The sequence below is a fragment of the Empedobacter sp. UBA7620 genome (assembly GCF_002484185.1).
Taxonomy (GTDB): domain Bacteria; phylum Bacteroidota; class Bacteroidia; order Flavobacteriales; family Weeksellaceae; genus Empedobacter; species Empedobacter falsenii_C.
The window spans coordinates 145,641-160,494 of record NZ_DLJI01000031.1 but is presented as its reverse complement, the minus strand read 5'-3'; the positions used below and the strand labels follow the sequence as shown (position 1 = coordinate 160,494).

15 protein-coding genes are annotated in these 14,854 nt (G+C 31.2%); 6 read left to right on the top strand and 9 right to left on the bottom strand.

Annotated elements, in window-relative coordinates:
• Positions 1 to 538 precede the first annotated feature (538 nt).
• Both B2217_RS07260 and B2217_RS07255 read left to right on the top strand, forming a co-directional pair.
• Positions 539 to 2,185 carry a dipeptidyl-peptidase 3 family protein gene (locus B2217_RS07260; RefSeq protein ID WP_180904774.1) on the top strand — a complete coding sequence of 549 codons (1,647 nt, stop codon included), beginning with the start codon at positions 539 to 541 and terminating at the stop codon, positions 2,183 to 2,185.
• A 99-nt stretch (positions 2,186 to 2,284) separates the two neighbouring features.
• Positions 2,285 to 2,869 carry a hypothetical protein gene (locus B2217_RS07255; RefSeq protein ID WP_180904775.1) on the top strand — a complete coding sequence of 195 codons (585 nt, stop codon included), beginning with the start codon at positions 2,285 to 2,287 and terminating at the stop codon, positions 2,867 to 2,869.
• A 65-nt stretch (positions 2,870 to 2,934) separates the two neighbouring features.
• On the opposite strand, the gene B2217_RS07250 is transcribed toward B2217_RS07255, so the two are convergent.
• The 3 genes from B2217_RS07250 to B2217_RS07240 form a co-directional block, all read right to left on the bottom strand.
• Positions 2,935 to 3,429, bottom strand: a complete 495-nt coding sequence (locus B2217_RS07250; RefSeq protein ID WP_291122234.1) for a YqiA/YcfP family alpha/beta fold hydrolase — start codon at positions 3,427 to 3,429, stop codon at positions 2,935 to 2,937.
• Between the two features lie 114 nt (positions 3,430 to 3,543).
• Positions 3,544 to 6,666: a preprotein translocase subunit SecA gene (secA, locus tag B2217_RS07245; RefSeq protein WP_291122233.1), complete on the bottom strand. Its 3,123-nt coding sequence runs from the start codon at positions 6,664 to 6,666 to the stop codon at positions 3,544 to 3,546.
• A 128-nt stretch (positions 6,667 to 6,794) separates the two neighbouring features.
• Complete coding sequence (locus B2217_RS07240; protein WP_019976296.1) at positions 6,795 to 7,016, bottom strand: DUF2795 domain-containing protein; 222 nt, start codon at positions 7,014 to 7,016, stop codon at positions 6,795 to 6,797.
• A gap of 170 nt (positions 7,017 to 7,186) precedes the next feature.
• Between B2217_RS07240 and B2217_RS07235 the strand changes: the two genes are divergently transcribed.
• Both B2217_RS07235 and B2217_RS07230 read left to right on the top strand, forming a co-directional pair.
• Entirely contained in the window at positions 7,187 to 8,128 is a 942-nt protein-coding gene (locus tag B2217_RS07235) for an NAD(P)H-dependent flavin oxidoreductase (protein ID WP_180904779.1), read from the top strand.
• A 61-nt stretch (positions 8,129 to 8,189) separates the two neighbouring features.
• On the top strand, positions 8,190 to 8,957 hold the full coding sequence (locus tag B2217_RS07230; RefSeq protein ID WP_180904780.1) for a GH12 family glycosyl hydrolase domain-containing protein: 768 nt from the start codon (positions 8,190 to 8,192) through the stop codon (positions 8,955 to 8,957).
• A 34-nt stretch (positions 8,958 to 8,991) separates the two neighbouring features.
• On the opposite strand, the gene B2217_RS07225 is transcribed toward B2217_RS07230, so the two are convergent.
• The 3 genes from B2217_RS07225 to B2217_RS07215 form a co-directional block, all read right to left on the bottom strand.
• Positions 8,992 to 9,891, bottom strand: a complete 900-nt coding sequence (locus B2217_RS07225) for an MBL fold metallo-hydrolase (RefSeq protein WP_280045372.1) — start codon at positions 9,889 to 9,891, stop codon at positions 8,992 to 8,994.
• A gap of 1 nt (position 9,892) precedes the next feature.
• Complete coding sequence (locus tag B2217_RS07220; protein WP_291122232.1) at positions 9,893 to 10,348, bottom strand: hypothetical protein; 456 nt, start codon at positions 10,346 to 10,348, stop codon at positions 9,893 to 9,895.
• 74 nt (positions 10,349 to 10,422) lie between these two features.
• Complete coding sequence (locus B2217_RS07215) at positions 10,423 to 10,908, bottom strand: TlpA family protein disulfide reductase (protein WP_286496206.1); 486 nt, start codon at positions 10,906 to 10,908, stop codon at positions 10,423 to 10,425.
• 117 nt (positions 10,909 to 11,025) lie between these two features.
• Between B2217_RS07215 and B2217_RS07210 the strand changes: the two genes are divergently transcribed.
• Positions 11,026 to 11,493 (top strand): DUF4268 domain-containing protein, encoded by a 468-nt coding sequence (locus B2217_RS07210; protein WP_052217563.1) that lies wholly within the window; start codon positions 11,026 to 11,028, stop codon positions 11,491 to 11,493.
• 40 nt (positions 11,494 to 11,533) lie between these two features.
• Here B2217_RS07210 and B2217_RS07205 read toward each other — a convergent pair whose 3' ends face one another.
• Positions 11,534 to 12,385, bottom strand: a complete 852-nt coding sequence (locus B2217_RS07205) for an ATP cone domain-containing protein (RefSeq protein WP_291122231.1) — start codon at positions 12,383 to 12,385, stop codon at positions 11,534 to 11,536.
• A gap of 111 nt (positions 12,386 to 12,496) precedes the next feature.
• On the opposite strand from B2217_RS07205, the gene B2217_RS07200 reads away from it, so the two are divergent.
• Entirely contained in the window at positions 12,497 to 13,081 is a 585-nt protein-coding gene (locus B2217_RS07200) for a PhnA domain-containing protein (RefSeq protein WP_114999713.1), read from the top strand.
• A gap of 33 nt (positions 13,082 to 13,114) precedes the next feature.
• Here B2217_RS07200 and B2217_RS07195 read toward each other — a convergent pair whose 3' ends face one another.
• A complete protein-coding gene (locus tag B2217_RS07195) occupies positions 13,115 to 13,879 on the bottom strand; it encodes a hypothetical protein (RefSeq protein WP_291122230.1) in 765 nt (254 codons plus the stop codon).
• Positions 13,880 to 14,004: 125 nt separating this feature from the next.
• Entirely contained in the window at positions 14,005 to 14,808 is an 804-nt protein-coding gene (locus B2217_RS07190; RefSeq protein WP_291122229.1) for a helix-turn-helix domain-containing protein, read from the bottom strand.
• Between the last annotated feature and the right edge of the window lie 46 nt (positions 14,809 to 14,854).

Here is a 14,854-nt window from a genome sequence, read left to right as displayed (position 1 = left end):
AAACCAAATCAATATGTACATATTAAAACATATATTAATTATCATAGCTACAATATTCATTTTTACAATACCAATAATATCTTTTATGAGCTATTCAACTTCAGATTGTAGTATTAGTAATTTTTGGTGTATTGGTGATTTTCTATATACTTACTTATTGACATCAGTTCTCATGATTAGGTTAGTTTATCCATTTTTAATTATTATTTTATTCTCAATTGCTTATAATTATCTTTTCAAAAAATATTTTCATAGAAAAAACAGAATCATCGTCTCAATATTTTATGCCTTAATACTTTTAGTACTCGGATTTAGTATAAATGTATTTATACTTGAGGAAAATGAATTCAAAAATTACACTACCATTGCGCTAATATTTATTCCTACACCTTTAATTATTGGATTTTTAATGGATAAAATAATGTATCTCACACACAAAGAACACTTTGAAGATCTGTCTAGAGAAAACTATAATTGATAGTAAATATTATTTTAATTCAAAAACCCATTTCTCCTTAAATTTACCAAAACATTCAAAATGAAAAAATCATCAATATTCTTGGGATTGATTGCTTTTGCTGGAGTTTTAAGCTCTTGTTCAACTCAAAAAACAGCAACAGAATCAACTCAAACCTCAACAGAAATGACAAAAGATTATGCTTTTCAATATTATGCTCAAGTTCCATTAACAACAGATATTTCGCATTTAACAAAAAACGAAAAAGAGATTTTACGTTTGATGTTCAAAACGGCTGATATTATGGACGATTTATTTTGGCAACAAGCTTATGGCGCTAAAATAGATTTGATGGACGAAACGAAAGGTGAAGCCAAAGAATATGCAAAAATAAACTATGGTCCTTGGGATAGATTGAATAACGAAGCGCCTTTTATAAACGGTATTGGAGCAAAACCTGCAGGTGCAACTTTCTATCCTATTGATATGACGAAAGAGGAATTTGAACAAGCGAATATCAAAGATGGCAAATCGCCCTACTCTATTATTCGTCGTAATCGCGAAGGAAAATTATATTCGATTCCGTATAACGAAAATTTCAAAAATCAATTATCAAAAGCTGCTGGATATTTGACAAAAGCTTCTGAATTAGCAGAAGATACTGGACTTAAAAATTATTTAAAATTACGTGCTGCAGCTTTGGTGAGCGATGATTTCTATGCAAGTGATTTGGCTTGGATGGATATGAAAAATGCAAATATTGACATGGTGGTTGGTCCGATTGAAAATTATGAAGATCAATTATTTGGATATAAAACTTCCTATTCTGCATATATTTTAGTAAAAGATATCGAATGGTCGAAAAAATTGGCAAAATTTGTTCAATATTTACCAGAATTACAGAAGAATTTACCTGTTTCTGCAAACTACAAAAAAGAAGTTCCTGGAACTGATTCGGATCTTAATGCCTATGATGTTGTGTATTATGCGGGAGATTGCAATGCGGCAGGAAAAACAATTGCGATTAATTTACCAAATGATGAAAAAGTTCAATTGGAAAAAGGAACACGTCGTTTGCAATTAAAAAATGCTATGAAAGCGAAGTTTGATAAAATTCTTGCGCCTATTGCAACTGCTTTGATTGATGAAAGCCAACAGAAAAACATCAAATTTGACGCATTCTTTTCTAATGTTATGTTTCACGAAGTGGCGCATGGTTTAGGAATCAAAAATACGGTGAATGGAAAAGGTTCAGTTCGTGATGCTTTAAAAGAAGCTAATTCAGCTTTAGAAGAAGGAAAAGCTGATATTCTTGGTTTGTATATGGTCAATCAATTATTGAAAAAAGGTGAATTGACAGGAACACAAGAAGATTATTTTGTGACTTTCTTGGCTGGAATTTTACGTTCAGTTCGTTTTGGAGCGAGTTCTGCTCACGGACAAGCGAATATGATTGCGTTCAACTATTTTGCTGAAAATGGTGCTTTCGAAAAAACTCCAAATGGTCGTTACAAAGTAAATGTTGCTAAAATGGAAAAAGCAATGAATGGTTTATCAGAATTAATTTTGACACTTCAAGGAAATGGAGATTATGATGGTGTAAAAAAATTATATACTGACAAAGGAACTATTCATGCAGATTTACAAAAAGATTTAGATGTCTTGAAAACCAAAAATATTCCAGTTGATGTTGTTTTCGAACAAGGTCCTAAAATGTTGGGGTTGTAAAAAAAAATGATATTAAACAAAAAAGCGAACCAATTGGTTCGTTTTTTTGTTTATCATCTATTTTATTTTTCTATTTTTATAAAAAACTAAATTAACATTATGAAAAAATTAATAGCTATTTTGGGTTTATTTGCAATTATTTCGTGCAACGAAGACGAAATTATTATTCCCTTAGAAAATTCACCAACTATTAATGGAATTTACACATATACTGATACTAGTCCTTTTACAGATTACAAATATTATAAAGGGCCAGACGGAGAAAACCATCCCTCAGAGGCATTAAATTTTCTAAAAACACATTGGCCAACGTATGATGAGACCCCATACAAAAGTATTGAATTGAAAAAAGATTCTGTAATTATTACAAGTATTGACGATGAAGTTGAACGACTAAAAAGTGCATATAAAAACGATTTATTAATTGTAAATTATGATACATTAGAATTTGTTTTCGGTAAAGTTGATAAAAAAACTAACACATTCCATGTCTATAGAAATTACTTTGCATTTAATATTATTTCTAAAACGAATGGTTCTTCAGCTAATGTAGAAGGTGATTTTTTTGGATTGTGGTCTGATGCAGATTTTTTTCCAAGTCTTGTTAATTCACCAAAAGATTTTACTCATAAAGATGAATTTTTATTTTGGGGAAATATATCTCATAATTTTAAGAAAAAATAAAGAATTTAATATATTAAAAAAGGTGAATATCATTTAATTAAAATAATATTCACCTTTTTATATTATCACTTCTCCAAAAAAGTTTCAAACGCTTTTTCGAATTCTTCTAATGTGATTAAATGTGTCATTTCAGCATCGAAAACTTGTTCGATATTTCCGTTTTGTTTTTGAAGATTTTCTACAAATTCAATCTGAAATTTTGGTTCGATCACATCATCTTTTAATCCTGTAAAAATTAAATTTGATTTTGTTGGAACTCCTTTTAATAATTGTTCTGGCAAAAAAGGTTTTAAACGTTCTACCGCTATTACAGCAGGATTAAACATCAAAACTGGAACATTTAACAATAATCCCAAATAATAACTTATCATTCCGCCTAAACTTGTCCCTGCAATAAATTCGATTGGTTCCTTTGTAAAATGTTCAATCAAATCTTGAATCAAAGTTGGAGCATTATCGTAATCAATTGATGGTGCATAACATTCTCCCAAAGAATCTAAATATTCTCTCTTTTCATCTGTTACAAAACCTTGGTAGCCGTGTAAGTATGCAAATTTCATTTGTTTAAAATTTTAATAATTTGATACTGAAAACTTTCAGTAGTTAATGTAAAAATACTAAAAAACCCTTTCAGAAAATTTCAGAAAGGGTTAAAGTTATATAAAAAAATCTTTTTAGTTTACTGATTCAGTTTCCTCTACAGATTCTTCTTTTTGAGTATTTGGTAATTCTCCTTTGAACAAGAACGAAATAATTTCTTTGTTCACTGTGTCTAACATTCTTTGGAAGATATGGAAAGACTCTTGTTTGTAAACAACCAATGGATCTTTTTGTTCGTAAACCGCATTTTGAGACGTTTTACGTAAGTCATCAACATCACGTAAATGCTCTTTCCAGTTATCATCAATCAAACTTAATACAACTGATTTTTCGAAATCTTTTATTAAAGTTTTACCTTGAGATTCGTATGCTTCTTTCAAATCACAAACAACTGTCATTTGACGAATTCCGTCTGTAAATGGTACTTGAATACGAGAGAACATATGTCCTTGATTCTCGAAAACATTCGAAATTACTGGGAAAGCTGTTTCTGCAACATATTTCATACGTGCTTTGTAATCTTCAATTGCTGCGTCGTACGTAATATTTGTTAAATCTTTGATTGATTTAGATCTAAATTCATCTTCAGTAACAGGAGTTCCCATTGTAAAGAATTTAATTAAATCTAATTCATATTGATCAAAATCTTCGAAATCTTTGTTAGATTTTACAACAGAAGCCGCAACATCATAAATCATATTTGCAATATCAACTTCCAAACGATCTCCGAACAATGCATTGTGACGACGTTTGTAAATTACTTCACGTTGTTTATTCATTACATCATCATACTCTAACAAACGTTTACGAATACCGAAGTTATTTTCTTCTACTTTTTTCTGTGCACGCTCGATAGATTTTGTAATCATAGAATGTTCAATCACATCACCATCTTTGTGTCCCATACGGTCCATTAATTTTGCAATTCTTTCTGAACCGAATAAACGCATTAATGAATCTTCTAATGAAACGAAGAATTGAGATGATCCTGGATCTCCTTGACGACCAGCACGACCACGTAACTGACGGTCTACACGACGAGAATCGTGACGTTCAGTACCAATAATTGCTAAACCTCCAGATTCTTTTACTTCTTTCGTTAATTTAATATCGGTACCACGACCAGCCATATTCGTTGCAATTGTTACAGCTCCTGGTTTACCAGCTTCTGTTACAATATCAGCCTCGCTTTTGTGTAATTTTGCATTTAAAACATTGTGATTAATTCCACGTAATTTTAAAGCTTTTGATAATAATTCAGAAATCTCAACATTAGTTGTACCAACTAAAACTGGACGTTTGTCATCTTGAGATAAACGGACAATTTCCTCGATTACTGCTTTATATTTTTCACGATTTGTTTTGAAAACAATATCATTTTTATCGTTACGTAAAATTGGGCGGTTTGTTGGAATAGAAACAACATCTAATTTGTAAATTTCCCAGAACTCACCTGCCTCAGTTTCCGCTGTACCAGTCATACCTCCTAACTTGTTGTACATACGGAAGTAGTTTTGTAATGTAATTGTTGCAAACGTTTGTGTAGCTGCTTCAATTTTTACATTCTCTTTTGCTTCAATTGCTTGGTGCAATCCATCAGAATAACGACGACCATCCATAATACGACCTGTCGATTCGTCAACGATTTTTACTTCACCTTCAACCACTACATACTCGATGTCTTTTTCGAATAATGTATATGCTTTTAACAATTGGCTTAATGTATGAATACGCTCAGATTTGATTGAGAAGTCACGGAAAAATTCTTCTTTCATTTGAAGAATTTCTTCTTTCGTTTTTCCTGAATTTTCAATCGCTCCAATATTTGTCGAAACATCTGGTAAAATGAAGAAATTTTCATCTTCCATTCCTTTAGACAAATACTCAATTCCTTTATCTGTTAAATCTGATTGATTTTGTTTTTCATCAATAACAAAGTATAAATGCTCGTCAACTTTTGGCATTTCACGGTTATTATCCTGAATAAAATGCGCTTCTGTTTTTTGTAATTGAGCACGAATACCATCTTGAGACAAGAATTTGATTAATGGTTTATATTTTGGTAAACCACGGTAAACTTGGTATAATTTGAAACCTCCTTCTTTTAAATCTCCTTGTTTGAATAATGTTTTTGCTTCGTTCAATGTTTTTCCTAACATCTCACGTTGCATTTGATATAAACGATCAATTTTTGGTCTTAATACATCAAATTCGTGACGATCTCCTTGTGGAACTGGACCAGAAATAATCAATGGTGTACGAGCATCATCAATTAAAACTGAATCGACCTCATCGACAATCGCAAAATTTAATTCACGTTGTACCAAAGCATCTGGAGTGTTTGCCATATTGTCACGTAAATAATCGAAACCAAATTCGTTATTTGTTCCATAAACAATATCAGATGCATACGCATCACGACGTCCTGGAGAGTTTGGTTGGTGATTATCGATACAATCTACTGATAAACCATGGAAAGAGAAAATTGGACGCATCCACGCCATATCTCGTTTTGCCAAGTAATCATTCACCGTTACTAAGTGAACTCCACGACCAGTTAATGCATTTAAGTAAATTGGTAAAGTTGCAACCAACGTTTTACCTTCTCCTGTTTGCATCTCCGCAATACGACCTAAGTGTAAAGCCGTACCACCAATAAACTGAACATCGTAATGAGACATATCCCATGTTACTTGACGACCAGCTGCATCCCATGAGTTTTTCCAGATTGCAGTGTTATCATCTTTAAGAGAAACGAAATCGTGTCCACGATTTACCAAAACTTTATCAAACTCAGAAGCGGTCACTTCTAACGTTTCGTTTTCAGTAAAACGTTTTCCTGTTTCGCGCATTACAGCGAAAGCTTCTGGTAAGATTTCTAATAAAATCTTCTCCTCTATTTCGTAAGCTTCTTTATTGATTTTATCAATTTTAGCGTATAAATCTTCTTTTACACCAAAATCTTCTGTTTCTTCAACTTGTTTTTTTAACTCTTCAATTTGAGCTTTAAGATCTTTTGTAGCTTCAACTAATTGAGCTTTAAATCCATCTGTTTTTCCTCTTAATTCATCAATTGATAATGAACTAAGCTTTTGACCAGCTTCATTCGCTAAGTCAACATATTTTCGTAATTCTTTTACATCTTTGGCATTCTTATCACCTAAGAAACCTTGTAAAATTTTGTTTAAAATATTCATATTTTTCTGCGTTCTTCGTCAAAATTAGCCACAATATATTTGAGACTAATTAAGATGCAAATATACGTTAACTATGTTAGTTATAGATTATAGAATCGAAAAAAGCCCCAATTTGGGCTTTTTTATTTTTAATATTCGTCCTCGTTCCAAAGGAAATCGTCGTCCGTTGGATAGTCAGCCCAAATTTCTTCAATGCTTTCGTAAGAATCTCCTTCATCCTCAATAGATTGTAAGTTTTCTACAACTTCCAAAGGTGCACCAGTACGAATTGCGTAATCAATTAATTCATCTTTTGTTGCTGGCCAAGGTGCATCACTTAAATAAGATGCTAATTCTAAAGTCCAATACATAGCTTATATTTTTTATTATTAGTAGAGACAATTAAACTCTAATTTATTTTCTAAAATTTGATTTTTTGCAAATCAAATAATCTGCCAAAGTCAAACTGTCAGTATTTATGTTAAAATTAAATTTTTTCGTTCTCTATATTTATTTAATTTTATGCCTAAATATAACGAAAATGGACACGAATATAACAAAATTATTTGCAATAAAATACCCAATTATTCAAGGTGGTATGATTTGGAATAGTGGTTGGCGATTAGCGTCAGCTGTAAGTAATGCTGGAGGACTAGGTTTAATAGGTGCTGGAAGCATGTATCCTGATGTTTTACGCGAGCATATAAAGAAATGTAAAGCTGCTACAAATCATCCTTTTGGCGTTAATGTTCCAATGCTTTATCCGAATATTGAAGAAATTATGCAGATTATTGTGGAGGAAGATGTAAAAGTTGTTTTTACTTCTGCTGGAAATCCAAAAACGTGGACAGAAACTTTAAAAAAAGAAGGAATAACTGTTGCGCATGTTGTCAGTAGTGCCAAATTTGCACAAAAATCACAAGATGCAGGTGTCGATGCTGTCGTGGCAGAAGGTTTTGAAGCTGGTGGACATAATGGCAGAGAAGAAACGACTACACTTTGTCTTATTCCGAATGTGAAACGTCAAATCAATATTCCGTTAATTGCTGCTGGAGGAATTGGAACAGGTTCTCAAATTTTGGCAGCATTTGCGTTAGGTGCAGATGGAGTACAAATTGGTTCTCGTTTTGCTGCAACGCAAGAATCGTCTGCGAATCAAGCTTTCAAAGATGTGATTGTAAATGCACAAGAAGGCGATACGCAACTTACATTGAAAGAATTAGCGCCTGTTCGATTGATTAAAAATGATTTTTATAATCAAGTTCAAGAAAAATATCAACAAGGTACAACCGCAGAAGAATTGAAAGAGCTTTTAGGTAGAGGTCGTTCTAAGAAAGGAATGTTTGAAGGTGATTTGGTGAATGGAGAATTAGAAATTGGTCAAGTTTCGTCATTAATCGATTCTATTCCGACAGTTGCAGAAGTTTTTGACGATTTATTAGTAGATTATCAAACTGCAAAAGATAAATTAATTCGATTATAATCATCACAATTTTATATTTTTACAAGGATGCAAAAGCATCCTTTTTTAATTAGCATAAATGATGAAACAACTTTTAAATATTGTATTTTTCTCTTTTTCGATTATTAGTTTTGGTCAACAATCTGATCAAGAAAAGTCAGAAAATGGAGCAACCATAAAATGGCAGAAATATGAAATTAACAACAATAAATGGGGCGAACACAAAATAAAAAAAGGTGTATATTCACAAACAATTTTCACAACCGACACAGCGGCTGGTTGGAAATGGCAAACACCTGGCAAGAAATATGGCGTGGTGGGTTATCCTGAAATTTGGTTTGGAGAAAGTGCTTGGTTTAATTTAGCTGACATCAAAACTGATAATTATTTCAAGAATATAAATGAGGTAAAAACTTTTGAAGTTGAGTATAAAACGAAGTTAAAAGTTAATGACAAAAAATATAATTTAGCTTTTGATTTTTGGTTACACAATTCGCCAAAAGTCGCTCTACAAACCATCGGAATTGAAGTGATGATTTGCGAAGATTATAATAAATTCAAGCCATTTGGTAAAAAAGTTGGAAATATTTTTACAACATTTGGACAATATGATATTTACAGAGGTCATATCATCAAAAAAGATTTGAATACAAGCTGGGATTATATTGCTTTTGTGCGAAAAGAAAAACGAACTTCGGGAAAAGTAAATGTGATGGAGTTTATAAATGAGATGAATAAACGAGATTATATTGGACAAAACATCTATTTATCTTCGTTTGAATTCGGAACTGAAATTTTAAATTCTACTGGAAATATTTTGGTTGAACAATATGAATTAAAAATAGAATAAAAAAAGCTGTCAAAATTTTTGACAGCTTTTCGTTTTATAATCTTCCTTGTTCTTTTAATTTCCAATAACGCATTAGTCCATTAACAGACATCCAGGATGGATTGGCGTATTCATACACTTGAATTTGATCTTCTGTCAAACCTAAATCTTTATAGTTTTTTGTGACATGATCAACAAAAACTGGGACAATTTCTTCGGTCGGAATTTGATCATCATACATTGGTTTGATATAATTTGACCAATCATTCAACGATTTTTCTAATTGATCAAAATGATTTTCTAAATCTTCGTGATAACCATAATGCGTCGGATAAATTCCTTTTGCATTAATTTTTCTCAATTTAGCAATCGATTCTTTCCACAATTCGATATTAATATCTGGCGGCGGACAAGGTGGCACAACAGGTCCGTTTTCTATCTTCACTCCTGCTACATCACCTGTAAAAATAACATCATCTAACACATAAGCATTGTGATGAACAGCATGTCCAGGCGTATAAACAGTCTGAAAAACCGCATCACCAAACTCCACACTTTGTCCATCTGCCAAACCAACCAAATATTCTTCGTCAATTGGTTTCATTTCTCCCCACAAACGATCCATATCATCACCATAAATCATTTTTGCAGATTCCCACAATTTCTCAGGATTTTTCAGATGTGGTAAACCAATCGGATTTAAGAAAATTGTTGCGCCATGTTCTGTAAATTTCCATGCAGCACCAGCATGATCAAAATGAATATGTGTAATTAATATGTTTTCGATATCGATTACTCGCCAACCTAACGCTTCAATACCAGCTTTCAAATTCTCAAAAGTTGAATATGGTCCTGGATCAACCAAAATTGGTCCTTGTTCTGTTTCGATTAAATAAGTTGCGATTGCTTCGTTTTCATTCTGAAAATTAAGATCGATTGTATGTATTTTTGGCATGTTATAATATTTCTTCTATGGTATAATTGATTCCATTAAATTCTAATTTATCTCCAGCTCGTTTTCCAACTAAAGCATCAAAAATAGGCGCTTGTGTACTAATTCCAACAAACTTTTTATTTTCCCATTCAAAATCTTTGAAAGATAAACCAATTACAAAATTCACTTTATCTGTAAACACAACATTTCCTTCTGTAATTTCGTCAACCAATTCAGGTCGAAGTGCTTTAAACTCCTCTAAATCTTCTGTTGATTGATTAATACGAATTCGTAAACTTCTCGCTGCATCCGTCGACTGACTTTGTTGCGCAAAATCATCTAACTCTAAACTTGATTCTTCGTCTAAATCTGCTCCTTCAGCATAAATTCGTTCAGATTCTATTAATGCATTAATTTCATCTTGTTTCAATTGAATTAAATGTTGAATAACATCTTTTCTGATATGTTTTTTATTCATTTTTGTAGTTTTATGTTAGTATAAACTTACGAAAAATAAAAAACTCCTAAAAGTATTTTCAGGAGTTTTATCGTTTAATTAAGATATTCGGTAATGTAATCTTCTAATTCAAATTTTGTCATGGCTTGATCATGGAAAACCTTTTTCTCGCCTTTATTATAAATGATTGTTACAGGAATATTTCCTGCCCATTTCGGATCAAATGACGGAATCCATTCATTCATTCGTTTGGTATCATCCAACAAAACAACTTCTGCATTTATCTTATTGTCAAGCATAAACTTCTTCACTTTATCGATAATTTTTGGTCGATCTAACGAAACCAACAACATCTTGAAATTAGGATTGTCTTTGTATTTTTCGTTAATTTCCATAAAAGCTGGAATCTCCTCTACACAAGGCGCACACCATGTTGCCCAAAAATTAACCACCACAACTTGATCTTTATAATTTGCTATTTTTTCGTGTAAAGCTTCATATTTTACCGTTTCTACAGATTGTGCATTTACAGTAGAAAAAGCCAAAATTCCCATTAAACCTAGGAAAGAAAATAGTTTCATATTTATTTTTTAAAAATATTTATTCAAATGTAATAGAACAAGAATCAATCCTAGCTATTTTTCTCTAAATTTTGTTGAATAGAATATTAAACCGATTTTTGTAAAAAAATAATCAATTTGTTTTCAAAAGAAGATGCTTATCGCATAAAAAAGGATTTTTGGATTTCGTATGGAACGTATATGAAATTGCAGATGAATGCCGAAGGAACGCGTATTAATTGGATAAATTACAAAACGGATGTAAAAGGTGTTTATTTTAGAACGGATGTCGAGCGTAAATTTGCCGAGGTTTCGATTGAAATTTCGCATCCAGATCCGTCCGTTCAACTGATGATTTATGAACAGTTTGAGGAATATGAAAATGTTTTGGAAAGTTATCTTGGCGAAAAATGGATTTGGACAAAAGAAGATTATGACGAAGATGGAAAAATGATTTCGACGATAAAAATGCGTTTAGAAAACATTAGTATTTTTAGAGAAACTGATTGGCCACAGATTATTCCGTTCCTAAAAGATCGAATGATTAATTTGGATGAATTTTGGTGCGATCACAAAGATAGTTTTGAAATTTTTAAAGAATTATAAAACAAAAGAAGCTCAATATTGAGCTTCTTTTTATTTCAGTTTAAGCAATTTCGCAGGTGAAATTCTCGATTTCTAATAATTCATTTGTTTCTTCCAAAACTTCGTTTCGTTGTTCTTTAGACAAGTTTAATGAATCTAAAAACTTATTATTTTGTTGTAAATCTTTCACCAAAATACATTCTTTCGATAAAAGAACTTTTTCTTGCTCTGGCGTCAAAGTCGTTAAACATGTAATTGGATACAAAGCCGCATTATCAACCAAATATTTGATACTATTTGTTTCAGGATAATCCCAAGAAATCAATCCAATTCCATAATAATTTGCAAAATCTATACTATCCGTCGTTAAATACGCATTCGTTACCAAGAAACCTTTTGTTGGTTTCATATCTCGTCCAAAAAAATGATACGTATGACTTTCTACATCTTTCATTCGCGATAAAAAATACATCGGCGTTGTCACAGAAATTTTGGCATCTTCGTCATTTCTAAATTTACATTCACAGAAAAGCAATTGATCTCCTTTAGAAGCCACCACATCAATTTCGTGCGTCACCGCATTTCCTTGCACAATTTCCGAATGCAAAGAGTCATATCCTGCCGCTTGCATCACTTTTCCAATCCACTTTTCGAAATAATATCCTTCTGGTCCCAAATCTCGCAAAGCTCTTTTTAAGCTATAACGCGCCGCATACGAATTTCTATAATTTTTGAGATGAGCAAAAGCTATCCGATACAATTCTCTGGTCGGAATTCCGTCGTAAAGATCTTTCGATACTAATTCGAAAACCTCTTCAACTTCCTCTTTTTTTGCACCAGATTTCGTTAACGAACGTTTTAAAGCTTTTGGATCATATGGGATTAACTCGCCCGAGTTTTTCTTTACTAACATATTTTAAGGTTGAATTTTATTCTTAACGAATTTAAATAATTCTGATTAAAATACCTTAAAAGTTTAAATTCTAAATAAAGGTTATCTTTGCAAAAGTTTTAAAATCAATACATGAAATTAGATACATTTTTACAAGAAAGAAGTGGTAACCAATGCGAATTGACGGGAGTTACAGAAAATTTGGCTATTTATGAAGTGAATCCTGATGCGAGTAGTAATCCTGATCGAAATGTTTACATTACACAAAAATGTATCAACCAAATTGAAAAGAAAGAAGAATTAGATGCCTCGTTTTGGGAATCGTTTTTACTTTCTTCTATGTGGAGCGAAGTTCCTGCTGTACAAGTGCTTTCTTGGCGAATGTTGAATCGTTTTAGAAACGAATCTTGGGCTGCTGATGCTTTGGATATGATGTATTTGGATGACGAAAATATGGAGTGGGCAAAAGCTTCTGGCGATCATGAAGGTGACGGAAGTGTGGATTTGCACAAAGATAGCAACGGAAATATTTTGGTGAATGGAGATACGGTGACATTGATTAAAGATTTGGATGTAAAAGGTTCTTCTATCAATGCAAAAATTGGAACTGCTGTACGAAATATTCGTTTAGTTCATGATAATACCGAACAAATTGAAGGAAAAGTTGACGGACAATTAATCGTTATTTTAACGAAGTTCGTGAAGAAACAAGCATAAAAAAATCCACTCAGTTGAGTGGATTTTTTGTTTTTATCTAATTCTTTTATAAATTTCAACTCCTTTAGCAGTCTCTATTTTCAATACATTATTATGGATATTAAATTTTCCTTTAAGAATAATTTCAGGAGTTTGATTTTCCTCTTGCATTCCTTTTAAATAAATTGAATCTTTTTCAAAATCATACATTCCTGAATTAATTGGTTTAAATGTAGAATTATTCACTTTTTGAAATGTATTAGCAGATTCAAAATAAATTCTTTCATTATTTTCTACATTTTCCCAAGCTCCAAAAAATTGATTTTGACTTAAAAATTTATCTTTTAATGTAATTATCAAAACAAAGAATCCAATGAAAACTAGAGGAATATAGATAAATTTCAGTTTACTTATTTTATTGATTTTAGCAGTTCTTTGCTCCTCAAATAAAGGAGGCGTTTTTATAAAATATTTAATCAATTCCTTATAATCAGACAGAAAAACAAATAACGCCATTATCGTTAAAACGACTGCCATTCCTTTTGCTCCATCAATATCATAAGCAAAATCCATCAGCAAAATATTAATCATAAACGTTAAGAAAATAATGATGCCAATTCTTGTTGTTTGCCTAAAAAATAGAAGCAAAGAACTGATAATTTGCATTGAGGCGATGATTAAACCATACCAATATGAATAACCATAATAAAACCACGTAAGTTCAAATCCTGAAAGATTTCCTATTGGTTTGTCATAGACGCTTGGTTGCGATATAAATTGAGTTTCAAAAATTTTTGCAAAAGCGTAAGAAATAATCATGGTTGCTAAAAAATAGCGACAAAATGTATAAGTAAAATAGTGAATCTTTTTCCAATTGATCATGTAACAATAATTTATTAGCTAAACTATTTTAATAAAAAGATTCAAAATTGTAAGAATGTAAACTAATCAAAAAATTTCAAAAGTGTGTCCTTTTCTAAATCAACTTCCTTAAAAAATTGATTTGGTTTTAGTTTTGTAATTGATTTGAAATCTTTGATAAAATGTGATTGATCGTAATAATCATTTGATGACAATTCAGTTAAATTTTTACTTTCTTTTTTATTGAGTAAAGAATTTCTGAATCGATACACTTTTCTATATTCAGAAGGAGATTTTCCTAAATGTTTCTTGAAAATTCGGTTCAAATATTGCCTTGAAATTGAATATTTAGTTGAAATATCTTCGATTTTAATTTCATTTTCAACATCTCTAATTATATTTTCCATAAAAGATAAATCAACTTCTATCAACTTTGAAATCAAATATTTTTCTAATTCAATCGCCTTTTCATTCATCGTTAAATCAAATAATTTGGCAGAAAACTCTGTTATTTCTTCAAGCAAATTATAATCAATTAATGTCTTTTTACTTTCCGAATTAAAATCAGTTACATCAAAATGAAATATTCCTAAAGGTTTAAAACAGATCGTGATTTCGTCGAACAAATGTGTATAAAAAATTCTCATCGGCTTCGAATAACTCAAAACCAAAGAACCAATAATTGAATTATCGTTAGAAGAACTAAGAAAAATATTCTCTTTTTCCTCTTTCACAATGGTATTTTTATTGATTGTATAAAAAAAATTATTATTCGGAAATGTCTCATATTCTACACTTCCTGAATTTTTATCCTCTTTTATAAAATAATATCCATCTACATATTTCTGTAAAATTTTATTTTTCGGCTTGTAGTATTCAATATTCATAATAGAAAGTCCATTATCTCTTTAAATGTAAAGGTAATTTGAAACT

Coding starts and splice junctions, on each gene's coding strand:
- B2217_RS07235 (WP_180904779.1), top strand. CDS start 7,187: ATGGACACGAATATAACAAAATTATTTGCAATAAAATACCCAATTATT.
- B2217_RS07250 (WP_291122234.1), bottom strand. CDS start 3,429: ATGAAATTTGCATACTTACACGGCTACCAAGGTTTTGTAACAGATGAA.
- B2217_RS07255 (WP_180904775.1), top strand. CDS start 2,285: ATGAAAAAATTAATAGCTATTTTGGGTTTATTTGCAATTATTTCGTGC.
- B2217_RS07195 (WP_291122230.1), bottom strand. CDS start 13,879: ATGATTATTTCTTACGCTTTTGCAAAAATTTTTGAAACTCAATTTATA.
- secA (WP_291122233.1), bottom strand. CDS start 6,666: ATGAATATTTTAAACAAAATTTTACAAGGTTTCTTAGGTGATAAGAAT.
- B2217_RS07200 (WP_114999713.1), top strand. CDS start 12,497: ATGAAATTAGATACATTTTTACAAGAAAGAAGTGGTAACCAATGCGAA.
- B2217_RS07205 (WP_291122231.1), bottom strand. CDS start 12,385: ATGTTAGTAAAGAAAAACTCGGGCGAGTTAATCCCATATGATCCAAAA.
- B2217_RS07230 (WP_180904780.1), top strand. CDS start 8,190: ATGAAACAACTTTTAAATATTGTATTTTTCTCTTTTTCGATTATTAGT.
- B2217_RS07220 (WP_291122232.1), bottom strand. CDS start 10,348: ATGAATAAAAAACATATCAGAAAAGATGTTATTCAACATTTAATTCAA.
- B2217_RS07240 (WP_019976296.1), bottom strand. CDS start 7,016: ATGTATTGGACTTTAGAATTAGCATCTTATTTAAGTGATGCACCTTGG.
- B2217_RS07215 (WP_286496206.1), bottom strand. CDS start 10,908: ATGAAACTATTTTCTTTCCTAGGTTTAATGGGAATTTTGGCTTTTTCT.
- B2217_RS07190 (WP_291122229.1), bottom strand. CDS start 14,808: ATGAATATTGAATACTACAAGCCGAAAAATAAAATTTTACAGAAATAT.
- B2217_RS07225 (WP_280045372.1), bottom strand. CDS start 9,891: ATGCCAAAAATACATACAATCGATCTTAATTTTCAGAATGAAAACGAA.
- B2217_RS07260 (WP_180904774.1), top strand. CDS start 539: ATGAAAAAATCATCAATATTCTTGGGATTGATTGCTTTTGCTGGAGTT.